The sequence below is a fragment of the Halorubrum vacuolatum genome (assembly GCF_900188065.1).
GTDB lineage: Archaea > Halobacteriota > Halobacteria > Halobacteriales > Haloferacaceae > Halorubrum > Halorubrum vacuolatum.
In genome coordinates this window covers 1-22,737 of the sequence record NZ_FZNQ01000023.1, presented here as the reverse complement: position 1 = coordinate 22,737, position 22,737 = coordinate 1, and the positions used below count along the sequence as shown (strand labels likewise).

Genomic DNA, 22,737 nt, shown 5'->3' with positions numbered 1-22,737 from the left:
CCCTATAGCTATCCATCGTGGCAGTCAGTTTCGATCTGTTCGGCACGCTCGTCGACGTCGACTATCCGAATGATCCGGCGGAAGTCGTCGCCCGGGAGCTGGAGTCGCGCGGCGTGGACGTCCCCGACGATTGGCACGTCGCCTACGGCGAGGTCCACGTCGACGCGCCCGCCGGCGCGGAGGTGCCGTTGCCGGCACACGTCGCTCAAGCGCTCTCCTCACGCGGCGTCGAGGCGACGGAGAACGTCGCGCGACACGCCGTCGTCGCCGCGTTCGATCCCGATGTAACGCGGCGTAAGGGGGCTCTGGAGGCCGTCCGGACGGCGGCGGAACGTGGACCGGTGGGGTTGCTCTCGAACTGTGCGGTCCCCGAACTCGTCTCGCGGACGCTTATCCGCGCCGGGCTTCGCGGCGAGTTCGACGCCGTCGTCACCAGCGTCGGCTGCGGCTGGCGAAAGCCACACCCGAAGGCGTTCGAGGCCGTCGCGGAGGCCCTCGGCGTCGAGCCGGCGGCGCTCATTCACGTCGGCGACGACCCGACGACCGACGGCGGAGTCGTCGAGGTCGGCGGTCGGTTCGTCGACGTGACGGAGACGCCGCTGTCGGCGCTCGCGGGCGAACTGGAGGCCGAACCGTGAGCCTCGCGGCGGGGGGCGCGGTCGCGCTCGCCGCCGCGCTCGACCGAACGCTGGCGGAACCGCCGGCTCGTGTCCACCCCGTCGCGTGGCTCGGACGGGTCGTCGCCGCCCTCGATACGCGTCTCCCCGACTCGCGTATGTCGGGAATCTTCCTCACGCTCACCCTCCCCGTCGCCTTCGCGTTGGCCCTCGCGCTGCCGGTGGCCGTCATCGGCGCGATCGCGCCGATCCCGTGGGGATTCACGGCCGTTCTCGCGGGCGTCGCCCTGTTCGTCTGTTCCAGCCACCGGATGCTGATCGCGGAGGCGACGGCGGTCGTCTCGTTGTCCGTCGACGATCCGGCCGCGGCACGTCATCGACTCCGCTCGCTCGCCGGACGGGACCCCACCGCGTTGTGTCCGGAACAGATCCGGTCCGCGGCCGTCGAGAGCGCCGCGGAGAACCTCGCCGACGGCCTGCTCGCGCCATATCTCGCGTTCGCCGTCGGCGTCATCGTTGCCGGGGCCCTCGCCGTCTCGACACACGTCGCGCTCGCGGCAGGCGTCGCGGGGGCGGGCCTGATGAAGGGGATCAATACGCTCGATTCGATGCTCGGCTACCACGACCGGCGGACGGGATGGGCGCCGGCGCGGGCCGACGACGTCGCCATGTGGATCCCGGCACGGGTCGCAGCGGGAACGATCGCCCTCGTGAGCGGCCCGCGGGCCGCCGCCGCCGTGATCGGACGCGCGGGTGCGTCGGCGAGGGAACCGTCGTCGCCGAACTCGGGGTGGCCGATGGCGACCGTCGCGTCCGCCGGTCGGATGCGCCTCGAAAAGCCGGGTGCGTACACGCTCTTCCCGGAGCACCCGTTACCCACCCCGGGGGCGGCCATGGCCGGCGTCCGGTTGGTCTCGCGTGCGGCATGGGTCGGGGTCGCAGGCGTCGCGTCAGTGGTGGTGATCCTCACGTGATCGACGGCGACGCTAACGCCGACGTCGATACCGATCGAGCGGGAGATCCGTCCTCGGTTCCCTCGACACGCCCGACGGGTCACAATCCGATCCACGCGCTCCGCGGGGCCGTGACGTTTCTGACCCGGATCCCGATCCCCGGCGGGAGCGTCCACGACTGGCGGGCGTTCGCACGCGCGCCGTGGACGTTTCCGGTCGTCGGCGCGCTCATCGGGGCGGTCGCGGGGCTCGCGTTTCTCGCGCCGTCGCTCTGGACGGCCGCGGCGCTCTATCTCGTCGCGATCTACCTCCTCGGCGGCGTGACCCATGCCGACGGGCTGGCCGACCTCGGGGATGCCGTCGCGGCGCACGACCCGGAGCGTCGGCGCGAGGTGTTAAAAGACACCACGCTCGGCGTCGGCGGGGCACTCGCGCTCGGCGTGACGCTTATCGTCACCGTGTTGGGGGCGCTCGCGCTCGGAACCGGCTTCGTCGGCGGCGGCGGTGCCGGCGACGGGACGGGAACGGTCGCGTTCCGGATCGTCCTCGCGGCCGAAGTCGGCGCGAAGGCCGGCATGGCGACCATCGTCTGTCTCGGGTCGCCGGCACACGACGGCCTCGGCTCGACGCTGACCTCGGCGGTCGGACCGCTCTCGTTGCTGCCGGTGGGGCTGCTCTCCGCACCCGTCCTCCTCGCGGCACCCGCCGGCGCGTTTCCGGCGTTGCTCGCCGCGCTGCTGACCGGTCCCCTCGTCGCGCTCGTCCTCCTCGTTCGTGTCCGGCCCTGGCTCGGCGGCGTGAGCGGCGACGTGATCGGGGCCACGAACGAACTCGGTCGAGCCGTCGCGCTCCACGCGGGGGTGGTCGTGTGGGCGATCGTCTAAGCGACGAGCGCGGCACCCGGAGAGAGGATGACGGTGGCGGAGCGATATCGGAGGCGATCCTGCTCTGTGGTGGCCGCGGGAGCCGGCTCGGCGGCGACGTGGAGAAACCGCTCGTGGAGGTGGGTGGCGTACCGCTCGTCGATCGGGTGCTCGCCGCGCTCGCGACGAGTCGTCTGGACCGTGTCGTCGCCATTCCCTCGCCGATGACGCCGGCGACGACGCGGCATCTCCGTGAGCGAGCGGAGGGACGGAAGGGTCGCGTCGTGGCCCGTGACGACGCATCGGACGTGGTCGACCCGTCGTCCGTCGAGCTGGTTGTCCGTCCAGGCGACGGGAACGGATACGTCGAGGACCTCAGTGACGGTCTTTCGACGGTCGACGGACCCGCTGTGACGGTCGCCGCCGACCTCCCCCTGCTTCGCGGGTCGGACATCGACGAGGTGATCGGAGCGGCGACCGCCGAACCGATCGATCGATCTTCGTCGGTGCCGTCCGTGGCGGTCTGTGTCCCGGTCGGGACGAAACGGGCACTTGGGGTGAGCATCGACACGGTCACCGGACACGAAGGACGTCCCGTCGCGCCGACGGGCCTCAACGTCGTCGCTGATGGGTCGGACCGGGTGATCGTTCGGGACCGCCTCTCGCTGGCGGTCAACGTCAATCGACCGACCGATCTGGCGGTTGCCCGACGTCTGGCTGCGGAGGAGTGACCACACGTCTTCACGTGGGAGTCTTTTAGTAGTTTGCCCAATGTGTTCTAGCGTGAATGGATTCGAACGCGCTGGATGCGGTCGAGCGCGTGCGACACGGTGGCACTATCGATCCGCACGTCGTCGACTTCAGCACGAACACGAATCCGGAGCGGCCGTCGGGTATCACCCCGGTCTACGACGCAGCGCTGGCGGCGTCGCGACGCTATCCGCCGGACGATCACGGCGAGTTCCGGGCGGCGGCCGCCGAGTACGTCGGCTGTGAGCCGACGCAGGTGATCCCGACCGCCGGCGTCGTGGCGGGGATGCGGCTCGCGTTCTCCGTCGTGCTCGATCCGGGGGATTCCGCGATCGTGCCGGAGCCAACCGCCGGCGAGTACGCCAGGGAGATACGGCTGCAGGGTGCGACGCCCGTCGGCGTCGCTCACGACGAGGTGCTGGAGGTCGATCCCGAATCACACGACCTCGTCGTCGTCTGTAATCCGAACAATCCGACCGGCGAGACGGTCGAAACGGACGATCTGCGCTCGTTCGCCGCCCGTTGTCGAGACGCGGGGACGACGCTGTTCGTCGACGAGACGTTCCTCGGTTTCACCAGGCGCCCCTCCGTCGCGGGCGAGCCGGGGATCGTCGTCGTCCGATCGCTCACCAAGATGTTCGGGCTTCCCGGCCTCCGTGCGGGGTATCTCGTCGCGTCCGGCAAGACCTACGACCGACTCGACGTCGCACGTGTCTCCTGGGCCGTCTCGACGCCCGCCGTCGACGTCGGGACCTACTGTCTCGGCCGGGAGGAGTTCGTCGAACGAACGCGGAAGCGTGTCGAAGCCGAGCGTTTACGGATGGCCGATCGACTCGCCGAGCGATGGACCGTCTATCCGTCGGACGCACCGTTCCTGTTGTTCGACGTCGGTACGGACGACCCCGACGACGTGCTCGACATGGCACGCGAGCAACGCTTCGCGCTCCGCGACGCGCGAAAGTTCACACGCCTCGATAATCATCTGCGCGTTGCGGTTCGGCGGCCACGCGAGAACGAACGCCTGCTTGAGGCGCTCACGCTGTAAACGTCCCCGTCGACGAGCAGGATCAAGTCGTCTGGCGAGCAGGCACGCGAACCGACCGTGTCGGCGTGGGAGCATTTTAGTAGATTGGCTAACGTTTTAGACAGGTAATGGACTCGAACGCGCTGGATACAGTCGATCGCGTGCTGCACGGCGGGACACAAGATCCCCACGTGATCGACTTCAGCGCAAACACGAATCCGGAGACGCCGTCCGGGATAACCCCGGTCTACGACGCCGCGCTCGCTGCCGCCCGCCGATATCCAGCGGACGATTACGGCGAGTTCCGTACGGCCGCGGCCGACTACGTCGGCTGTGAGCCGGCGGAGACGATCCCCACGGCCGGCGCCATGGCGGGCCTGCGGCTCGCGCTCTCCGTCCTGCTGACTCCCGGGGACTCCATCGTCGTCCCCGAGCCGTCCTTCGGCGAGTACGTTCGGGAGGTTCGTCTGCAGGGGGCGACGCCAGTCGGCGTTGCCCACGACGAGCTCCTCGATGTCGAGCCCGAAGCACACGACCTCGTCATCATCTGTACGCCGAACAACCCGACCGGCGAGGCGGTGGGGACGCACGAGCTGTACTCGTTCGTGGCCCGCTGCCGCGACGCCGACACGACCCTCGTCCTCGATGAGGCGTTTCTCGATTTTACGCCGTTTCCCTCGATGGCCGGCGAGCCGAACGTGGTCGTCCTCCGGTCGCTCACCAAGATGTTCGGGCTCCCCGGCCTCCGCGCGGGGTTCCTCGTCGCCACCGGGGACCTGCGACGACGGCTGGATGCGGCACGGCTCACCTGGGGCGTCTCGACGCCGGCCGTCGCCGTCGGCGCGTACTGTCTGAAACAGGACGCGTTCGTCGAACGAACCGTCGAACGGGTGTCGACCGAGCGTGAGCGAATGGCGGAGCGGCTCTCGACGCGGTGGGAGGTATATCCGTCGGACGCCCCGTTCCTGCTCTTCGACGTCGGATCCGACGACCTCGAGGACGTGCTCAAGACGGCCCGCGCGAGCGGGTTCGTGTTGCGCGATGCCCGTACGTTCGCGAGGCTCGACAACCACGTTCGCGTCGCGATCCGTCGGCCGGCCGAAAACGAACGGCTGCTCGACGTGCTCGGCGTATGAGCTTCGTCGTGGGGACCGCCGACGGGGTGACGCGGCTCTCGGGTCCCGACACACGCTTCCTTTCGACCGGCTTCGACGGCGGATTCAGCCGCGGGACCGCCGCGTACAACGTGACCGTCCCGGAGGGCTGGGGCGAGGAAGGGCCGCGTGACCTCCGCGCGTACGCGACCGGCCGCATCGAGGACGCCGGATTCGACCCCGCTCGCGACGCCCCCATCCTGTTGACCGGCGTCGAAACACGTCACGCCCGTGTCGCCAGGCTCGATTCGGTCGTGGCCGTCGCGACCGTCGGGCTCTCGAACCCGGCTGCCCTCCCGGTCGACACGGACTGGCTGGACCACACGGGCGAACCGAAGCGCGCCGACGCGGATGGGATCGGTGACGGAGGTGAGGAAACCCGACCGCCCCCCGGAACGGTCAACCTCATGATCGGAACGACCAGAGCGCTTCCCGCCGGCGCGCTCGCGAACCTCGTCGCCGTCGCCGCCGAGGCGAAGGCGACGACCCTGATCGCGACGACGGGCTTCCCCGGGACGACGAGCGATGCGATGGTCGTCGGGTGCGAAACGAACGGGACGGGCGACCGGTTTTCGGGTCCCGCGACCCCCGTGGGTTCAGCTGTGCGGGCCTGCGTCCGCGACGCCGTCCTCGCCTCGCTTCGGTCACGGTACGCGGAGGAGCCGATCCCGGAGTCGGTGGCGGCGGCCGAACACGGGGTCGTCACCGATCGCCGCGCGGCAGTCACGGCCGTCGACGGCGACCCGGTCGGCTGATCCCTCAGTCCCACCGACCGACCGTGATCGTCGGGCCCTCCACGCGGCCCCCTCCCCGGGTGTGGGCCGGCAGCTGACCTACCGTGCATCCTCGATCCACGACCGGTCGATCCGGCCGTCCGCGACGAGCTTCCCGAGATGGGCGAGCACCGTCCGTCGCGCCAACCCCTCGACGCCCGAAAGGTCCCTTCGATAGGCCGCCTCGAGCACCCCCTCCACGTCGCTCGCGCCGGCATCGATCGCATCGAGGATGCGGCGCTCCCGCTCCAGACGATGCTCGATCAGTCTCGTACACGTCGCCGCCGGATCCGTGATCACGGGCCCATGACCCGGCCACAGTCGAGAAGCGCCGCTTTCGCGGAGGCGCTCAAGGCTCGCGAGGTATGCACGCAGGTCGCCGTCCGGTACCGCGACCGCGACGCTGCCGGTTTCGACCGCGAGATCGCCGATGAGGATCGAATCGCCACCTGCTTGCTCTCGTCCGGGAACCCGAAACGAGAGGCCATCCGGGGCGTGCCCGGGGGTTTCGAGCACCTCCACGTTCGTCGATCCGATGGTGTCCCCGTCCGCTATCGTCGCCTCCGGATCGACGCCGGTCGCCGAACGGAACCGTTCGACGTGGTCGGCGTGGGCGAGGACGGTCGCACCGGTCGCTTCGGCGTACGCGTCGGCCGCCCCGACGTGATCCGGATGGGTGTGGGTGACGGCGATGGAGTCGACCCCTGTCATCGGATCGGAGGATTCATCGAGTCCGAGGACGGCAGCGTCGAGGGCGTCGCTCCGCGCGCCCGGATCGACGAGGATGCGGGTTCGGTCCGCATCGCCACCCGGCACGTCGATCACGTATGCGTTCGTCGTTCCCCCCGGTGCGGTCGTCTCCACGGGGACAGGTATCCGTCGAACGACCGCCGATTCGGGCCCCCCGGCCGGGCGACCCATCAATCGTCGCTCCCGAGCGTCGATTCGGCCGGCGCTCCCGGTCCCACCCCGGGACGGTCGCGGCCCGGTATCGACACCGGATCGTCCCCGACGACGGCGAAGCGTGAGAGGTCGGCGACGCCGACATCGACCTCGTCGATCGAGGAGTACGGACGGCCGACGATCACGTCGCCTGCGGTCCCGCGGTTGATCCCGGGGATCGCGGTCAGTTCGGCCATCGAGGCGGCGTTGATATCCAGCGGGTAGGGGACGCCCGTGACCGAGCGGTAGCCGTGGTCGGTGATCGCGACGTCCAACGTCGCCCCCAGTTCGCGTTCGCCGGGGACCGCCACGAGCAGGGCGTAGGTTCCGAGCTGGCGGCCGAACGTTCGGCCGTCCTGGTGATATTCGAGGTGTACGTCCGGGAGGATCGTCCCCGGCGGCACCACCCGTTTGAGCATCGGATTGTCGATGCTCTCGCGGACGCGGCGCTTGTACTCCTTGAAAAGTCGTTTGTGATCGTGGGCGATCCGTGCGCCCGTCTTCGCCATCTCGGTGCCCGCGAACGCCATCACCTGCCGGATATTGATCCGCCGGAGCATGAGCCCCTCGTCGTAGACGCGCTGGAGGAACCGCTCGTTGTGCGCGAACGTCTCCTCGCGCTCGCCCGCGAGCCCGTGAACGAGGTTGATACCGGGGAGGAGTTTCGGGAGCCGCAGGGAGGCGTCCGGCCCGGTGGACGGGCCGGTCACGCGACCCGTTCCGTCGGGGGTCGTCTCCGGACCGTCCCCCGGTCGCCAGCCGCCCTCCTCGTTGACGACGCGGACGGCCTCCAGACACTCCTCGGCGGAGACGAGCAGGTCGTTCTCCTCGCGGACGACCGGATCGGCCGATTCGAGCCCGAACGCGGCGGTGTCGCCGGGGGTGTTGTGCTCGGCGATGATCCGGATCGCCTCCCGGGAGGCCTCGGGGTAGTCAACGATCGTCACCGGATTCATGTTGTCGAGGTGGAGCGTCCGGAGGTCGGGGGCGACCTCCCGAATCCCGCCGTAGAGCGCCCGCAGCGCGTCCGGGTTCGGGGCCTCCCCGTCGCCGCCGAACGCGAGGATGTCGGCCTGTCGGCCGAGCCGGAAGTGTTGTACCCCGCGATCGGAGAGCGCGTCGACCTCCTCGACGACCGATCGGGCCGGACGGAACGACGGGTTTCCGTACAACGGCTCCGTGCAGAACGAGCAGCGGTAGGCACAGCCACGGGCGGTCTCCAGCTCACAGATGAGGTAGTCCGGGTGGTTCGGGTGCTGTTCGACGATGAACGCGCCGGCGGCCGCCCAGCGGTCCGCCTCCGGGACGTCGCGCATCCGATCCCCGAACCCCTCAAGCCCGTTCGCGACGAGGTCGTGGGCGGCCGCCTCGACGTCGCCTTTCGCGACGAAGTCGTAATCGAGGTCGTCGCGCTCCGTCTCGGTCGCCCCCGCGTTTTCCTCGCCGACGCCGAAGCGGACCGGCCCACCGAGGAGGGTGGTTCCGTCCGCGGTCCAGCCGAGTTCGCGGACTTCATCAGGCTCCGCCGGCGTCCCGCCGACGTACTTCCCCGGGACGGTCATGCCGCCGACGTAGATCAGCAGGTCGGCGTTCGCCACGTCGGCGCGCTTCGATCGGTCCTCACGGAGTTCGTCGATCGTATGGTAAACGATCCGGTCGGCGGGGACGCCCGCGTCAACCAGCGCGCCGGCCGTGTAGCGCGGATACGTCGAGAGGTACGGCGGCACCCCGAAGTGGGCGGGCTCGTCGACGTAGCCGTCGACGATCGTCACCCGCAATTCGGCCGGATCGGTCATGGTTGCCGGCCGTAGTCGGTCGAGCCGTGAAAAGGATGCGGATGGTCGCCGATCGGCTCGGCGGGGATCCGACCGAACCATACATGTTACCGGCCCGAAAGGTTACGCACATGTCGCGAGTCCTCACCGACCGACGACGACGGATACTGACGTGGCTCCTCGTCATCCTTTTCGCCCTCCAAAGTGTGTTCGTCGTCGCGACCGCGGAACCGATCCCGTGGACCACGATGGCGATCGCCGCCGGCCTCGCCGCCCTTCTCGTCGGCCCGGTGGGATGGATCGTTCGGGTCAGATACGAGGTGCCAACCCGTGACCGACTTGGGCTGGTCGCCTTCGGCGTCGCGATGCTTCTCGTACCGCTCTGGATCGGCGTCTCGTTGGCGTTCGAGCTGCCGCTCGTGACGTCGTTTCATGGCCTCGTTGTGGGGGCGCTCGCCGGGGTCGTTCTCGTCGCCCTCGTGGAGCGCCTCGTCGTCCCGGAGCAGCTCCGTACCGCGTGGTGAATCGTCCATCAAAAGCCGGATCGGGTAGCCGCATCGACGACGCTGACCGACAGATACGACACCGATCGGTACGTACGGGAGATATGGTCGAGACCACGGAGGCGGACGGCGTGACGGCGCGCTATGAGGTGGCAGACGGCGAGCGACTGCTCACCTTCTCCACGGACGGACGGGCGGCGACGGTGGCACAGAACGTCGACGGCTACGCGATGTTGAAGGTTCGAACGGGCCCGGACGGCGACGAACTGGAGCGCTACTACGGCTTCGACATGGCGCTCGATCACGCCGCCGAGCTGCTCGGCGTCGCCGTCGGCGACCTGCCCGTTCCGGAGGACGCTGCGGATATGGGGATGTAGCCGCGGGTATCGACGTTAAAACGAGGGCGAAGCTTGATCCGTTTGCAACGCGATCGGTTAGGCGTCTCCAGTTTCGGTGCCGTCGCGCCCCTCGCTTTCGTCGCTTTCGCCGCTCTCCTCGCTCCCGTCGCTTTCGCCGCTCTCCTCGCTTTCGTCGGCCGCTGACTCGTCTGCGTCGCCTGTCGACTCGCCTCCGTCGTCCGCCGGTTCCTCGATGTCGATCTCGACTTCGACTTCGATCTCGAGGCCTTCGGTCTCGAGTTCGGCCGTCGCCTCCTTTTTGTTCCCGACGTCGATCTCCAGTTCGTCCGGATCCACCTCGACCTCGACCTCAACGTCGACGTTTATCTCATCGGACATATCGGGACGTCCGGTCGTAACGATCCTAATGGTTTCGCTTCGAATCGCTCACGGACGGCATAAACCGTGGACGAACACGTACGAAGAGTACCGCGGTCGATCAATCCGACTGCGCGCGTCTGAACGGCCCCGGCGGCAACATCAGGTCATCGAGTTCCGGGAGGGTTTTCAGATTAAAAACGATCTGCAGACGGTCCGAGGCGGGATAGCCGTTACACGAGAGCCGGAAGCCGCGCTCGGCGAGTTCCTCGGGGAGGATCGTGTTCGCCGGCTGTGAGAGCTCACCCGCCGCGAGATAGACCGCGCAGTTCGCACACGCCCCGCCTCGACAGGAGAACGGCCAGGTGAAGCCGCGACCCTCCGCCGCCTCCAACAGCGTCTCGGTCGGCTCGACGAGCAGCCGGCCGTAATCCGTCTCCCCGAGGTCGGCTTCCGCCGCCTTCTCGAACAGATCCGGGTCCGTAAGCGACCAACCGTAGTCGTCGACCACCTCGTAATCGAGGAACTCGACGCGGGTGGCTCGCATCCCCGCATCCTCTTCCCGGAGGTCGACCGAGGCGAGGTCCTCGTCCCGGTCACCGTTTCGGTCGTCTTCCGTGAGTTGACTGTACGCGCGTCGGACGAGCTGAAACTCCTCGAGGCTCCCGCCCTGATCCGGATGGACCTGCTTGATACGCTCGCGGTAGGCGCGACGGATCTCGTCGTCATCGGCGTCGACGTCGACCCCCAACACGTCGAACGGGGAGACCATTGGGCACCCGAAGATAGTCGCGTCGGGTTGATAAGCGTCCCACATCGTCCGGCCCGAGTATATAAACACGGGTGCCGAGCGCTCACGATCGCTTACGCACGCGTCAACCAGCCAGAGCGACACACGATCCACGGCGACGCCGTCGGAGCCGCCGGCTCGTATTTAAGTAGACCCCATGAGAGACGGGTGCATGAACGCGACGCACTTTCTGTTCGTCTCCGCCGACTCGGCGCTGATCACCGACCTCGCCTGGCAGGTTCACCGGGAGGGCTACGAGGTCAAATACTTCATCGCGGCCGAAAGCGATCGGGAGATCGGCGACGGATTCGTTCCCAAAACCGACGACTGGCGCGCGGAGGTCGACTGGGCCGACGTGATCGTCTTCGATGACATCTGGGTCGGCGGCGACATCGGCACCGGCGCGCTCGCGGAGGAGCTCAGAGCGGCGGGGAAGGCAGTGATCGGCGGGACGGAGAACACCGACAGGCTGGAGGAGGACCGCGGCTACGCGATGGCGGTCCTGGAGAACCACGGTGTGGACACGATCGACCATCATAGCTTCCATGACTTCGACGACGGGATCGCTCACGTTCGGGAGCACCCGGCCCCGTACGTCATCAAACCGCTCGGGGAGGTACAGAACGTCAAACGGCTGCTCTACGTCGGCAACGAGGACGACGGCAGCGACGTCGTCGACGTCCTACAGGCGTATAAAAAGGCGTGGGGCCACCGGATGAAGGGCTTTCAGCTGCAGCGGAAAGTCGAGGGCGTCGAGGTGGCCATCTGCGGCTTTTTCAACGGCGAACGGTTCATCGACCGGGTGAACTTCAACTTCGAGCACAAGAAGCTCTTTCCCGGCAACATCGGGCCGTCCACCGGCGAGATGGGGACCTCGATGTTCTGGGCCGGCCAGAATAGACTATTTAAAGAAACGCTCGGAAAGCTTGCGGACTGGCTCGCCGAGGAGGGCTACGTCGGCAGCATCGACATCAACTGTATCGTCAACGAGGACGGGATCTATCCGTTGGAGTTCACGCCGAGGTTCGGCTATCCAACCATCGCCGTACAGGAGGAGTCGATCGAATCGTCCACCGGCGAGTTCTTCGCCGCCCTCGCACGCGGTGAGGTGCCCGATTTCGAGGTCCACAACGGCTATCAGGTCGCCGTCCGGGTCGTGTTGCCGCCGTTCCCGTTCGACGACGAGCAAACCTACGACGAGAGCTCCCGCAACGCCGCCGTCGTCTTCGGAACTGAGGGCCACGAGGGGATCCACATCGAGGACGCGAAACGGGTCGACGGCCAGTGGCGTGTCGCCGGCGAGAACGGGATGCCCATCGTCGTCACCGGCAAGGGCGACACGATGGGTGCCGCCCGCGAACAGTGTTATCGCCGGATCGACGGGATCGTGATGCCGAACATGTACTACCGCGACGACATCGGCGAGCGCTGGATCGACGGCGACGGGGACCGCTTACAGGCGTGGGGGTACCTCGGCCCCTGAGCGGCTCACACAAGGCGATTGCTGGCGCTGGGGTCACCTCACATGAAGCGACCCCGCGTATCGGTTCTCGGCGTCCGCCGTGTTCGGAAGGCGGGTCGTGTCGGTCGGGTCGAACGGCCGGGGCGCGGACGCGACGGCCGTCGAGCCGTCGGGAAGCGACGGATCCTCCTCGTGATCCGGGGGCGTTTCGAACGTCGCTTCGGGGATCGGTCCCCGCTCGGGGTCCGGCGCATCCGTGCCGGCGGTTCGCGTGAACGTAGGAGCGGTCTCAGTCGTGTACTACTGGTGGCACACCCCGACCGACACCCCCGTATATCATAAACGTTCGTGTAGTATGTGGTCGATTACCACTGGGCGGCCCGCGGTGGGCCGCGGGAACGTCGGGCCAATATATCGACCCGAACACGTTCGGTGGGCGTTTCAGTCGTTGGGAACGCGCGAAATGGGGTTGCGGGGTGGAGGATAAGAGGCGATATGGTTGAAAAGACGAACCGGAACGGCGGCGAGTGTGGACCACGCTCGGCGGATGGGCGTCGATTCGAGGTGTTCCTCCGCGAGGACGCGCCCGACCCGATGCGACACGTCGGAACGGTGGCCGCGCCGACGCCCGACGTCGCCCACGAGGAGGCGAGCAAGCTCTTCGGGTGGTACGCTCGCGACATCTGGGTGACGCCCGCGGCCGAGGTACACCGGTACTCCGCCGAGCGGTTGGGTCGATCGGCGGAGTCCGCCGATCCGCCACAAAACGGGGACGGGACGGCCCAAACGTCCGGGTCGACCGAGGAGCCGCGTGTCCGCGAGGAGACCGAAGGCACCCCGTTCGTCCGCTGTGGCGGCGTCGTTCCGGAGGACGACCGCGACGACGAAACCGATGGGCGGCCGATGACGAACCATGGAGGCTCCGACAGATGATCTCCGTGAGCAAACTCCTCTGCGGGCTCGACGCCGAGGGCGACGGCCTCCGATACGACGCCGCCGACGAGTCATCGAAACCACAGATCACGGAGAAGCGCCAGCGGCGGCCCGTCGTCGTCTGGAACACGACGAAGCGGTGTAACCTGCGGTGTGAACACTGCTATGCCGCCGCCGACCACACCGGCGCACCGGGCGAACTGACGACGGCGGAGGGGAAGGCGCTGCTCGATGACCTCGCCGAGTTCGGGGCCCCGGTCGTCCTCTTTTCGGGCGGGGAGCCGCTCGTCCGCGAGGACCTGCCCGAACTCGTCGCACACGCCGCCGACAACGGCCTCCGGCCGGTGCTCTCGACGAACGGAACGCTGCTCACCCGCGAACGCGTCCGCGAGCTGCAGGAGTCGGGGCTGAAATACGCCGGCATCTCCGTCGACGGACTCCGGGCACGGAACGACCGGATCCGCGGGCAGGAGGGCGCGTTCGACGCGGCGGTTCGGGGGATCGAGGCGTGTCTCGACGTCGGCGTGAAGACGGGGCTGCGCTACACGATCACCGAGCACAACGTCGCCGACCTCGAAGGCGTCGTCGACCTCCTCGTCGACGTCGGCGTCGACCGCTTCTGTTTTTATCACCTCGATTACGGCGGGCGGGGCGCACAGGTCGCCGACGCCGACCTCTCCCCGGAAGCGACCCGCGAGGCCGTCGACCGGCTCTGTACGCTCACCCGCGAGTACCACGACGAAGGCGAGGAGATCGAGACGCTGCTCGTGGGCAACTACGCCGACGCGGGCTACCTCGTCGAGTACGCCCGTCGGGAGTTCGGCGAGGAACACGCAGGGCGGGTCCGGCGATATCTCGAACGTAACGGCGGCGATCCGACCGGCGAGCGAGTTGCCGACGTCGACCCCGTGGGCAACGTCCACCTCACACAGTTCTGGCAGGGATACGCGCTTGGGAACGTCAAGGACCGGCCGTTCGGCGAGATCTGGTCGGACGAGTCGAACCCGCTTCTGGCACGGCTTCGCGAGCGGGAGGACCATCTCACGGGCCGCTGTCAGGGATGTGCGTATCGGGATATCTGTCGTGGCGGCTCGCGACTCCGTGCGCTCGCCGTCCACGGCGATCCCTTCGCGCCCGACCCGAAGTGTTACTTAACCGAGGCCGAACGGGCGTCGGGCTGACCGTTCCGCGTCACTCGGGGTCGGGATCGCCTTGCGGAACGATCCCATACTTCTCGGAGAACCGTTCATCGGAGAACTCACCCCTGGCGACGCCGATGGCGTCGCGGACGAGCTCGACGGCCGTCTCGTCCATCGCCGGAACGGGGACCGGCGTCTCCTCGACTGTCGCGACGGGAACTGGTAGCTCCTCGCGCTCAGTTCGTTCGGACCGCCGCGCGGCCGCTTCGGAGTCCGCCGATCGATTCGAGGGGTCGTCGGAGTGTGATGACTCGCTCATGTATGCCAAGACGAACCACACCGCCCTTCCTCCATCCCTTCATTCCTTTAGTTTTTTAAATCATGAAGGTCATGCGCCCGTGTCACTCGAATCGGAGTCCAAACACCAGCGAAACACCTACCAGCCGCGGGGACGACGTCGCGTCCATGCAGGCACGTGATCTGATGGTCGAAGACGTCGTGACGGTTCGAGCGGATGCGGACGTCTCCGAGGTCTTTCGAAAGTTCGCCCGTCACTCCTTTTCAGGCTTCCCCGTCGTCGAAGCAGACGGCACCGTCGTGGGAGTGATCACGGAGTCGGACCTCGTCGACCTCTTCGAAGCCGATGACGAGACGCTCTGGATCCCGATCGGGCTCCCGCCGTTCGTCGACACGCTCACCTACCAGATCAAACCGCCCTGGCGCGACCTCGACCTCGGCGTCGACCTCGTCCGCAACGCCGACCGACCGATCCGCGAGGTGATGAGCACGGATCCCGCGACGGTGACGCCGGGGACCGACGTCGATGAAGTCCTCACGCTTCTCTCCTCAACGGACCCCGACATCAACCGGCTCCCGGTCGTCGACGACGAGGGTGCCCTCGTCGGACTGATCGCCAGACAGGACGTCATCCGGGCGTTTCACGAACGGCGGATGGAGGGGTGATCCGCGTGTCCGTGGTCCCACGCTGAGGCTCACTTCGGACGCGACGGGAACGGTTCGACCTGTTCGATGATCGCGTCGGCGACCCGGTGGGGCTCCTCGTGGACGACCCAGTGTGTTGCCCCCTGAATCGTGAGGAGCCGACCGTCCGTACAGTACTCCACGCTCCGGGTGGCCATCGACTTCCGGAGGAACCGGTCGCCGGCCCCCCAGATCACGAGCGTCGGCACCGACACGCGCGTCTCGGCGGGCGTCGGCCGGTCCCGGACGATCGCCCGATACCAGTTCACCATCGCCTCGAACGCCCCCTCGCGGTCCCACGCCCGTCGGTACCGCCTGAAATCCTCCTCGCTGAACGTCCCGGGGAGGCTGCTGTCGCGTAACGCCCGGGTCGCGAGCCGCCAGCCGCCCGCCCGCGCGACCGCCTCGGGCAGTTTGGGAAGCTGGAACGCGAGGATATACCAGCTTTTGAGCCGCTGGTCCCACGACCGGCGGAGGGTCTCTTTGAACACCGTCGGGTGCGGGACGTTGACCGCGATCAGATCCGAGAGCCGGTCCGGGTGATGCAGCGCGAGCCACCACGCGACCGCGGCGCCCCAGTCGTGGCCGGCGACCGCGGCCGTCTCCCGATCATAGGCGTCGATCAGACCGACGACGTCCGCAGCCAACGTGTCGATCCGATAGTCGGCGACTCGCGGGGGCTTCGAAGAGAGGTTGTATCCCCGCTGGTCGGGCACGACGACGCGGTAGCCGGCGTTCACGAGCGGACGGATCGTGCGATGCCAGCCGTACCAGAACTCGGGGAACCCGTGGAGGAGAACGACCAGCTCCCCGTCCGACGGTCCCGCCTCGACGACGTGCAGTCGGACGCCGTTCGTCTCGATCATCCGCGACTCGCCCGGCACGTCTTCCGGGATCTCGTCCGATGGGATCGACACGTTCGGGGTGACGTCGATCGGGACCTCGGTCATACGCGGTTGATCGACCGCCGAGAATAAATAACTACGAGCGGCCGCCGTGAACCGATTATGACGGAAGCGGCCTACTCGCGAGCCGCCTCGAACGCCGTCTGAAGATCCTTTTTGAGATCCTCGATGTGTTCGATGCCGACCGAAACGCGGATGAGGCCGTCGGTGAGCCCCGCGGCGAGCCGTTCCTCACGCGGGATCGCGGCGTGTGTCATCGCCGCTGGCTGCTCGATGAGGCTCTCGACGCCGCCGAGCGACTCCGCGAGCGTGAACACCTCCGTCTCGCGCACGACGGTGGAGGCCTCCTCCAAGGTACCGTCGAACGCGAACGAGAGCATCCCGCCGAAGTCGTCCATCTGTTCGGCGGCCAGTTCGTGTTGTGGATGTGAGTCGAGCCCCGGATAGTAGACACGGTCGACGTCCTCGTGTGCGTCGAGCCACTCGGCCAACGCCGCGGCGTTCTCGCAGTGGCGATCCATTCGAACGGGCAGCGTCTTCGTTCCGCGCAACACGAGGAAGCAGTCGAACGGGCCGGGCGTCGCACCCACCGAGTTCTGATAGAACCCGAGCCGCTCGTCGAGGTCGGCGTCGTCGACGATCAACGCCCCGCCGATGACGTCGGAGTGGCCGCCGAGGTACTTCGTCAACGATTGGACGACGATATCCGCGCCGTGTTCGAGCGGCCGCTGGAGATACGGCGTCGCGAACGTGTTGTCGACCGCACAGAGCGCGTCGGCGTCGGCGGCGATCGACGAGAGCGCCGCGATGTCGTTCACGTTCATAAGCGGGTTCGTCGGCGTCTCGATCCAGATGAGCGCCGTCTCCTCGCGGACGGCCTCACGGACCGCATCGAGGTCTGTCGTGTCGACGAACGTCGTCTCGATGTCGTACTGGTCGTACACCTGCGTGAGGATCCGGTGGGTACCGCCGTAGACGTCGTCGCCGGCGACGACGTGGTCGCCCGCCGAGAGGAGGTTTAACACGGTGTTAATCGCGCCCATCCCCGAGGCGAAACAGCGGGCGTGGCTCCCGGATTCAAGTGAGGCAAGATTCTCCTCGAGGTCCGTCCGGGTCGGGTTGCCCGTTCGTGAGTACTCGAAGCCGCGGTGGTCGCCGGGGCCGTCCTGTTCATACGTCGAGTTGGCGTGGATGGGCGTCATCAGCGCGCCCGTCTCCGGGTCCGGCTCCTGGCCGGCGTGGATGGCGCGCGTCTCGATCCGGGCGTCGTCGATGCCGCCGTCGGTCCGGCGTTGATCGTCCATGTTCGGTTCCTCGCCGCCCGGCGTCCTGACTCTTTTCGTTCCAGCCGCCGCCGCTGGCTTCGGATGGTTATAAGCCGGCGAGGGTCACCTCCGACGGCGATCGCGTCCCCCCGATCGCTACGAACGCTGGCCCACGGAGGTCAACGACGATAACCCCTCGATCTTCGCGGACCGCTCGATCCCGTCCGCCTCGACGAGGTGGACGATGGGGCAGTCGAGCGCCGTCAGCAGACATCGCATCTCGGTTCCCTCCTCCGAGCCGGTAGGTACGTTCTTTGCCGGGATCTGGATCTCCTTTCCGGTCTGGGGATTGCGTCCCGTGCGTGCGGAGCGGTTGCTCGACGTGACGAGCGAGACGACGCCGTCCAGCCCGTCGCCCTCGGCGAGCGCGTCCGGGAGGTGCCGAAGCGCGCCGTCGTCGATCGGGCCGTCGTAGACGACCGCACCCTGCTCACGGCGGCGCGCCTGCGCGGCCACACCCTGGAGCACCCGGCGCGCGGCGTCCGTGTCCCGTGCCTCCTCCGGGGTGATCCCGACGACCGGACACACCTCGGAGGCGGCGAGCAGCGTACAGGAGTCGTACTGAACCGCCGCGTCGTCGATCAGCCAGCCACACACGTACAGGTACTCGTCTTCGTGACGGCAGCGCGTGAGCGACAGCAGGGCATAGAACGGGACGGGCGCGTCGATCGGCTGCACCACGATCGGGCAGACGATCGTTGAGGTGATCGCGACATCGCCCACGACTATCTCCTCACCCCAACCGTCCATATCGGCATCCTCGACGGTAAAACGAACCGAGCCGTCAGCCGCCGTCGGAACGATCGCGAGCTCCTCGGACGCCCCATCGGCGTCGGGGGCGACACCCGCGACGCAGACGCCCTCCCTCGTCGCAAACGCGGCCACCCGGCGACGGCCGTCGACGTCCGTCGAGAACGTCGTTTGCTGCCGGCTGGAGTCGCCGCTCCCCCAACACCAGAGCGCCCCCTCGTCGTCGACGCCACAACGGGCGGCCTCGCCGGTCAGGTACTGGATGACGCGGCGTGGGGTCACCTCATCGGCGACGGCGGGGCCACCGCGCGGCAGGCGAGCGTCCGGCAGACAGACGCAGAGGCGCTCGCCGAGGGTCGGCTCGTCGTCGAGATACGTATAGAGCGCGTCGATGTCGGCCGCGAACGCCTCGGAGACGCGGTCTGCGTCGGCCACGTCGTTCTCGCTGTCCTCACTGTCATCACCGCCCTCATCGGCGTCGTCGAACGGCACGACCGCGTTCTTTCGCCGGTTCGACCGGGTGGAGTTGTAGTTCTTCGCCGGCGAAACGATATCGCCGTCGGTGAGCCACCCCTCGAGGGTGACGGAGCCCGAGACGGACCCCGCGGTGGCGCGAACGTCAGCCGGGACGTGTTCGATGGCCCACGCACCGAGGTCGTAGACGGAGGCCGTCTCGGCCCCTTGGCGGAAACCGAGCATCGCGCCGCTCATGGCCGCCGTGGGCGACGACGTCGTCTTCGTGACCCTCGCCGCGGCACGATCGACGCAGCCGGCCATCGACGTGGCGGCCGCCAGCCCGGCGGCAGCGAGGACGCTGCGACGGGTAATCCCCCGTCGCTCGGTCGCGTTCACGCCCACTGGGCGACCGTTCACATCCCTATCCCGACCGACGACGACGTGCATGATAGATCGGCATATATACGCGTTCTGAGGGCTTAAAATAGGAGCCAACGATCAACGGACGCCAACCTACGCACCCGAATCGTGGCAGGCCGCCGGAGCGGCTCATCCCCGGTTTAAATACTCCTCCTGCACCGCCACCACCGCGGTGGAGTCCGCACAGTCCGCATATCGCCGGAGCGGTTCGGCGTTGAGTTCGAGGAACGTCTCCCCCCACGTGAACTTCGAGAGGACTCCTTCGGCCGCGTCGGGCTCGCCGAGGATCGAGAGCGCGGCGGCGAACGCCTCGACGGTGGTGAGCCGCATCGGCCGACCGAAGTTGACCGGGTTGCCCGCGAGGAGATACGGCAGCGCCCGGTGCTCGCCGGGCAGCGAGAACCGCTTTTCGCCGGCGGACTCCCACGAACAGTCGAGCGCGACGAGCGCCCCCTCGTGGGCGAGGTCGGCGTCGGCGGGCGAGAGCGCCCGCTCCGCGTGGGGGTTTAACACCACGCCGTACGGCGTCGCCCGATCCGACCGGTGCAGCGTCGCGAGGTCGAACCGCGCGAGCTTGCGCGCCGTACACTTCGCGGGGTCGTCATCACCCTCGTACCGGACGTGAAGCTCCACGGCGGGTGTCGGACGCTGGTGCTTATAAGCGATACGGGACCCGCTCCGGGTGGACGTGTGAAACGATCGCCGAAAGTCATGGTTCGCTCCCGCCGATCAGTCGTCGTCCGTCGCCGTCGCATCCTCCGCGGTCACCGTCTCGTGCTCGCGTTTCGCCGCCGATCCACGTCCGAGGAGCCGCTGCCAGAGCGATCGGGTGTCCGGACGCTCACAGAGCAGCACCGAGGTGTCGACCTCGTTCACGATGTCGTAGACGAGCGATCCGCTGAACAGCCGCGAGAGCAGCCCGCGCTCCGTTGCCCCGACGATCACCATCGAGGAGTCACGGGAGCGCCGAGCGATCGCTGCCTCGACGTCGCCGTCGACGTCGACGGAGAGGTTCGCGTTCCCGAGATCGTGTTCCTGTGCCCAGCGGCCGAGGAACTCCGCACCGGCCGCACGCTTCGCCTCGTCGTCGACGACGTACAGCAGCTCGATCTCCGATCCACGGCCGTCACGGAGCACACGGGCCACCTCCGCGGAGAGGTCGGAGTCGGATCCGCCGGCGGTCGGCACGAGCACGTGTGACGGATCGAAGCCGCGGTCTTTCAACACGAGGAAGTCACACGGGAGCTGGCGAGTGAGCTCGTCGAGCCCGCGGGAGGTCGTCCCGGAGGACCAGAACGGCTGGTTCGCCCACCCCATCACCACGAGATCCGCGTTGCCGGTCGCGGCCGCATCGAAGATCTCCTCGAACGACCGGTGTGAGATGACGGTCTTCGTCTCCACCTCGACATCGAGCGTTTCGGCGCTCTCACGGGCCGATTCGAGCAGGCGATCGGATTCGGCGTCGATCTGTTCGAGGTGCTCCGCGCCGGCATACAGCGGCGTCTGATCCGGGACCGTAACGATGTGTACCGCCTCGACGATCCCGTCGTTCGCCTTCGCCATGATCGAGGCCAACTCGATCAGCTCGCTCTCGGTTCGGGGGTTCGCGAGCGGCACCATCACCCGGTAGTCGGTCTTGTCCGGTTGGACGGATTCGGCCGCCGAGACCGCCGCATCGGGCATCTCGTCGGCCCGGTCGAGGACGTACTGACCCAGATAGCCCTGATGGGTCGTTTCGCCGCGCGCGTAGAGGAAGTACCAGAGCACCGCGCCGACGACGAACGCCGCCGACAGCGCGATCTCGACCGGGCTCATAAAGCCTATCAGCCCGAGCGAGAGGACGATCCCCGCGATCGGTGTGAGCGGATACAACGGGACGGTGAAGTCGGGATCGTATTCGGGGACGTCGGCCTCACGGAAAACGATGAGCGCGGCGTTCATCAGGGCATAGACGATGAGATGGAGCACCGACGCCGCCTGTGCGAGGATCGCGAGGTCCTGTCCAAGAAGGATGATGAAGAAGATGATCATCCCGCCGGTGAGCAGGATGGACCGGTACGGCGTCGAGTACTGCGGGTGGATCTCGTTGAGCCAGTTGGTGACGATCTTATCGCGGCCCATCGCGAAGTTGATCCGGGCCGAAGAGAGGATCGACGCGTTCGCGGACGAAGCGGTCGCAAGCAGCGCGCCGAGGGTCATGATCGTGGCGGCCGCCGCGGCGACGCCGCCGATACCGAACAGCTCGGCCGGGAAGGCGACCTCGGCGGCCTGTGCGACCGGCGCATCGAGGTCGAGTTCAGTCCACGGGACGACGCCGAGCATGATCGTCACGAGAATGCCGTAGATGACGGTGACGATGAGGACCGAGCCGATGATCGCGATCGGGAGGTTCCGGCCGGGGTTTTTCATCTCCTCGGCGACCGTCGCGATCTTCGCGTAGCCTAAGAAGGAAACGAAGACGAGCGCGGTGGCGGGCAGGATCGCCCCGTAGCCCTCGGGGGTGGGGGCCCAGCCGCCGTCGCCGACGATGGTCCCGTAATCGAACGAGAACCAGCCTGCGATCGCGAACGCACCGAGAATGAGGAGCAGGAGGGTGACAATAATCGTCTGGATCCCTCCGGTCTCCTTCGCGCCAACGTAGTTGACGCCGACGAAGATGACGCCGGCGATGAGCGCGCCGATCTGGATCTGGGTGATCGTAAAGAAGCCGAGATCGAACGACGGAATGAGCGCGATGGTGCCGAGAAGCGGCAGCGCGACGGTGGCGTCCCCCGCGAACGACACGAGATACTGGCCGAACCCGATCGAGTAGAACGCGGAAGCGAACGCCAGCCCGAGCCAGTCGCCAAGCCCCGCGATCGAGCCGAACATCGGTCCGAGCGCGCGGTTGACGAAGTAGTAGCCGCCGCCCGCCTTCGGCATCGCCGTCCCCAACTCGGAGACCGAAAGCGCGTTGACGAGGGCGATGAACCCGCCGATCAGAAACGAGACGACGACGATGGGGCCCGCCTCCTGCGCGGCGACCCCCGGAAGGACGAAGATCCCCGCGCCGATCATCGTGCCGATCCCGATCGTCAACGCGGAGACCAGCCCGAGGTCCTTCGCGAGTTCCTCGTCGCTCATGATGTATGCCCGTGAAGATCCGCGATCCAGTTGAAAAAGCCGTCGGTCATGCCCTGCGATCGCATCGTCGATACCCGTCCCGCCGGTCCGTTTATTATCGAATACATGGAATCAGTGTCAGTTATTGTCGGGGGTCTGTCCCCGGTCCCGGTGTCGTTCGATCCGTAACGCCACCGTCGCTCATACGAACGCGTGTGCCGGTATCGTATAAAAACGGATCGGCTGCGGGACGGAGTTGACATCCTCCCCGCGCTGAAGCGCGAGGATTCCCGAGCGTTGGGATATTACGGTTTGCAACCCGCCTGTTCGTTCGGTGCGAAACGCCCCGAGGTTTGGTTGAACAAGTAGGCTACTGGCCTTGCCAAACGACCGTTACTCATATC

At 67.4% G+C, this 22,737-nt stretch carries 23 protein-coding genes; 13 read left to right on the top strand and 10 right to left on the bottom strand.

Going from position 1 to position 22,737, the window contains the following annotated elements; all coding sequences use genetic code 11:
• Positions 1 to 17 precede the first annotated feature (17 nt).
• From CHB65_RS14560 to CHB65_RS14530, 7 genes are all read left to right on the top strand, one after another.
• Complete coding sequence (locus CHB65_RS14560) at positions 18 to 638, top strand: HAD family hydrolase (RefSeq protein WP_089385761.1); 621 nt, start codon at positions 18 to 20, stop codon at positions 636 to 638.
• A complete protein-coding gene (locus CHB65_RS14555) occupies positions 635 to 1,591 on the top strand; it encodes a CobD/CbiB family cobalamin biosynthesis protein (RefSeq protein WP_089385760.1) in 957 nt (318 codons plus the stop codon). Before CHB65_RS14560 ends, CHB65_RS14555 begins: the two co-directional genes overlap by 4 nt.
• Before the next feature lie 89 nt (positions 1,592 to 1,680).
• Positions 1,681 to 2,454, top strand: a complete 774-nt coding sequence (gene cobS / locus CHB65_RS14550) for an adenosylcobinamide-GDP ribazoletransferase (RefSeq protein ID WP_218818961.1) — start codon at positions 1,681 to 1,683, stop codon at positions 2,452 to 2,454.
• The gene (locus CHB65_RS14545) at positions 2,439 to 3,164 is read left to right on the top strand and encodes an NTP transferase domain-containing protein (protein WP_245809994.1); all 726 of its coding nucleotides are present in this window, start codon (positions 2,439 to 2,441) and stop codon (positions 3,162 to 3,164) included. Before cobS ends, CHB65_RS14545 begins: the two co-directional genes overlap by 16 nt.
• A gap of 56 nt (positions 3,165 to 3,220) precedes the next feature.
• Positions 3,221 to 4,228 (top strand): pyridoxal phosphate-dependent aminotransferase, encoded by a 1,008-nt coding sequence (locus CHB65_RS14540; RefSeq protein ID WP_089385758.1) that lies wholly within the window; start codon positions 3,221 to 3,223, stop codon positions 4,226 to 4,228.
• A gap of 107 nt (positions 4,229 to 4,335) precedes the next feature.
• Positions 4,336 to 5,343 carry a pyridoxal phosphate-dependent aminotransferase gene (locus CHB65_RS14535; protein ID WP_089385757.1) on the top strand — a complete coding sequence of 336 codons (1,008 nt, stop codon included), beginning with the start codon at positions 4,336 to 4,338 and terminating at the stop codon, positions 5,341 to 5,343.
• Positions 5,340 to 6,116, top strand: coding sequence for an adenosylcobinamide amidohydrolase (locus CHB65_RS14530; RefSeq protein ID WP_089385756.1), 777 nt, complete (start codon positions 5,340 to 5,342; stop codon positions 6,114 to 6,116). The genes CHB65_RS14535 and CHB65_RS14530 overlap by 4 nt, the downstream gene beginning before the upstream one ends.
• Positions 6,117 to 6,194: 78 nt before the next feature.
• Here the strand turns inward: CHB65_RS14530 and CHB65_RS14525 are convergent, their stop codons facing one another.
• Both CHB65_RS14525 and CHB65_RS14520 read right to left on the bottom strand, forming a co-directional pair.
• On the bottom strand, positions 6,195 to 7,055 hold the full coding sequence (locus tag CHB65_RS14525; RefSeq protein ID WP_089385755.1) for an MBL fold metallo-hydrolase: 861 nt from the start codon (positions 7,053 to 7,055) through the stop codon (positions 6,195 to 6,197).
• Positions 7,055 to 8,872, bottom strand: a complete 1,818-nt coding sequence (locus CHB65_RS14520; RefSeq protein ID WP_089385754.1) for a radical SAM protein — start codon at positions 8,870 to 8,872, stop codon at positions 7,055 to 7,057. The genes CHB65_RS14525 and CHB65_RS14520 overlap by 1 nt, the downstream gene beginning before the upstream one ends.
• 110 nt (positions 8,873 to 8,982) lie before the next feature.
• Here CHB65_RS14520 and CHB65_RS14515 point away from each other — a divergent pair, with 110 nt between their 5' ends.
• The gene (locus CHB65_RS14515; protein WP_143420443.1) at positions 8,983 to 9,375 is read left to right on the top strand and encodes a hypothetical protein; all 393 of its coding nucleotides are present in this window, start codon (positions 8,983 to 8,985) and stop codon (positions 9,373 to 9,375) included.
• Positions 9,376 to 9,458: 83 nt separating this feature from the next.
• Positions 9,459 to 9,731, top strand: a complete 273-nt coding sequence (locus CHB65_RS14510; RefSeq protein ID WP_089385752.1) for a DUF7111 family protein — start codon at positions 9,459 to 9,461, stop codon at positions 9,729 to 9,731.
• A 57-nt stretch (positions 9,732 to 9,788) separates the two neighbouring features.
• On the opposite strand, the gene CHB65_RS14505 is transcribed toward CHB65_RS14510, so the two are convergent.
• A complete protein-coding gene (locus CHB65_RS14505) occupies positions 9,789 to 10,091 on the bottom strand; it encodes a hypothetical protein (protein ID WP_089385751.1) in 303 nt (100 codons plus the stop codon).
• 100 nt (positions 10,092 to 10,191) lie between these two features.
• Positions 10,192 to 10,842, bottom strand: coding sequence for a ferredoxin Fer (gene fer, locus CHB65_RS14500; protein ID WP_089385750.1), 651 nt, complete (start codon positions 10,840 to 10,842; stop codon positions 10,192 to 10,194).
• Between the two features lie 190 nt (positions 10,843 to 11,032).
• Between fer and CHB65_RS14495 the strand changes: the two genes are divergently transcribed.
• From CHB65_RS14495 to CHB65_RS14485, 3 genes are all read left to right on the top strand, one after another.
• A complete protein-coding gene (locus tag CHB65_RS14495; protein ID WP_089385749.1) occupies positions 11,033 to 12,343 on the top strand; it encodes a phosphoribosylamine--glycine ligase in 1,311 nt (436 codons plus the stop codon).
• Between the two features lie 474 nt (positions 12,344 to 12,817).
• Positions 12,818 to 13,255: an Htur_1727 family rSAM-partnered candidate RiPP gene (locus CHB65_RS14490; protein WP_089385748.1), complete on the top strand. Its 438-nt coding sequence runs from the start codon at positions 12,818 to 12,820 to the stop codon at positions 13,253 to 13,255.
• A complete protein-coding gene (locus tag CHB65_RS14485; protein ID WP_089385747.1) occupies positions 13,252 to 14,436 on the top strand; it encodes a TIGR04347 family pseudo-SAM/SPASM protein in 1,185 nt (394 codons plus the stop codon). Before CHB65_RS14490 ends, CHB65_RS14485 begins: the two co-directional genes overlap by 4 nt.
• A gap of 10 nt (positions 14,437 to 14,446) precedes the next feature.
• Here the strand turns inward: CHB65_RS14485 and CHB65_RS14480 are convergent, their stop codons facing one another.
• Complete coding sequence (locus CHB65_RS14480) at positions 14,447 to 14,713, bottom strand: hypothetical protein (RefSeq protein ID WP_143420442.1); 267 nt, start codon at positions 14,711 to 14,713, stop codon at positions 14,447 to 14,449.
• Positions 14,714 to 14,859: 146 nt separating this feature from the next.
• Between CHB65_RS14480 and CHB65_RS14475 the strand changes: the two genes are divergently transcribed.
• Positions 14,860 to 15,357 (top strand): CBS domain-containing protein, encoded by a 498-nt coding sequence (locus CHB65_RS14475; RefSeq protein WP_089385745.1) that lies wholly within the window; start codon positions 14,860 to 14,862, stop codon positions 15,355 to 15,357.
• A gap of 29 nt (positions 15,358 to 15,386) precedes the next feature.
• Here the strand turns inward: CHB65_RS14475 and CHB65_RS14470 are convergent, their stop codons facing one another.
• From CHB65_RS14470 to CHB65_RS14450, 5 genes are all read right to left on the bottom strand, one after another.
• Complete coding sequence (locus CHB65_RS14470; protein WP_089385744.1) at positions 15,387 to 16,325, bottom strand: alpha/beta fold hydrolase; 939 nt, start codon at positions 16,323 to 16,325, stop codon at positions 15,387 to 15,389.
• Between the two features lie 71 nt (positions 16,326 to 16,396).
• Positions 16,397 to 17,584 (bottom strand): cystathionine gamma-synthase, encoded by a 1,188-nt coding sequence (locus tag CHB65_RS14465; protein ID WP_089385743.1) that lies wholly within the window; start codon positions 17,582 to 17,584, stop codon positions 16,397 to 16,399.
• A gap of 117 nt (positions 17,585 to 17,701) precedes the next feature.
• Positions 17,702 to 19,258, bottom strand: a complete 1,557-nt coding sequence (locus CHB65_RS18090) for an HU family DNA-binding protein (RefSeq protein WP_218818960.1) — start codon at positions 19,256 to 19,258, stop codon at positions 17,702 to 17,704.
• Positions 19,259 to 19,360: 102 nt separating this feature from the next.
• Positions 19,361 to 19,864, bottom strand: a complete 504-nt coding sequence (locus CHB65_RS14455; RefSeq protein ID WP_089385742.1) for a DUF367 family protein — start codon at positions 19,862 to 19,864, stop codon at positions 19,361 to 19,363.
• 96 nt (positions 19,865 to 19,960) lie between these two features.
• Positions 19,961 to 22,354, bottom strand: coding sequence for an amino acid permease (locus tag CHB65_RS14450; RefSeq protein WP_089385741.1), 2,394 nt, complete (start codon positions 22,352 to 22,354; stop codon positions 19,961 to 19,963).
• Positions 22,355 to 22,737 lie beyond the last annotated feature (383 nt).

What these genes read in the sequence shown, in the direction of transcription:
- CHB65_RS14540 (WP_089385758.1), top strand. Translation starts at nt 3,221, where the DNA reads ATGGATTCGAACGCGCTGGATGCGGTCGAGCGCGTGCGACACGGTGGC.
- CHB65_RS14535 (WP_089385757.1), top strand. Translation starts at nt 4,336, where the DNA reads ATGGACTCGAACGCGCTGGATACAGTCGATCGCGTGCTGCACGGCGGG.
- CHB65_RS14530 (WP_089385756.1), top strand. Translation starts at nt 5,340, where the DNA reads ATGAGCTTCGTCGTGGGGACCGCCGACGGGGTGACGCGGCTCTCGGGT.
- CHB65_RS14525 (WP_089385755.1), bottom strand. Translation starts at nt 7,055, where the DNA reads ATGGGTCGCCCGGCCGGGGGGCCCGAATCGGCGGTCGTTCGACGGATA.
- CHB65_RS14520 (WP_089385754.1), bottom strand. Translation starts at nt 8,872, where the DNA reads ATGACCGATCCGGCCGAATTGCGGGTGACGATCGTCGACGGCTACGTC.
- CHB65_RS14515 (WP_143420443.1), top strand. Translation starts at nt 8,983, where the DNA reads ATGTCGCGAGTCCTCACCGACCGACGACGACGGATACTGACGTGGCTC.
- CHB65_RS14510 (WP_089385752.1), top strand. Translation starts at nt 9,459, where the DNA reads ATGGTCGAGACCACGGAGGCGGACGGCGTGACGGCGCGCTATGAGGTG.
- CHB65_RS14505 (WP_089385751.1), bottom strand. Translation starts at nt 10,091, where the DNA reads ATGTCCGATGAGATAAACGTCGACGTTGAGGTCGAGGTCGAGGTGGAT.
- fer (WP_089385750.1), bottom strand. Translation starts at nt 10,842, where the DNA reads ATGGTCTCCCCGTTCGACGTGTTGGGGGTCGACGTCGACGCCGATGAC.
- CHB65_RS14495 (WP_089385749.1), top strand. Translation starts at nt 11,033, where the DNA reads ATGAACGCGACGCACTTTCTGTTCGTCTCCGCCGACTCGGCGCTGATC.
- CHB65_RS14490 (WP_089385748.1), top strand. Translation starts at nt 12,818, where the DNA reads ATGGTTGAAAAGACGAACCGGAACGGCGGCGAGTGTGGACCACGCTCG.
- CHB65_RS14485 (WP_089385747.1), top strand. Translation starts at nt 13,252, where the DNA reads ATGATCTCCGTGAGCAAACTCCTCTGCGGGCTCGACGCCGAGGGCGAC.
- CHB65_RS14480 (WP_143420442.1), bottom strand. Translation starts at nt 14,713, where the DNA reads ATGAGCGAGTCATCACACTCCGACGACCCCTCGAATCGATCGGCGGAC.
- CHB65_RS14475 (WP_089385745.1), top strand. Translation starts at nt 14,860, where the DNA reads ATGCAGGCACGTGATCTGATGGTCGAAGACGTCGTGACGGTTCGAGCG.
- CHB65_RS14470 (WP_089385744.1), bottom strand. Translation starts at nt 16,325, where the DNA reads ATGACCGAGGTCCCGATCGACGTCACCCCGAACGTGTCGATCCCATCG.
- CHB65_RS14465 (WP_089385743.1), bottom strand. Translation starts at nt 17,584, where the DNA reads ATGGACGATCAACGCCGGACCGACGGCGGCATCGACGACGCCCGGATC.
- CHB65_RS18090 (WP_218818960.1), bottom strand. Translation starts at nt 19,258, where the DNA reads ATGCACGTCGTCGTCGGTCGGGATAGGGATGTGAACGGTCGCCCAGTG.
- CHB65_RS14450 (WP_089385741.1), bottom strand. Translation starts at nt 22,354, where the DNA reads ATGAGCGACGAGGAACTCGCGAAGGACCTCGGGCTGGTCTCCGCGTTG.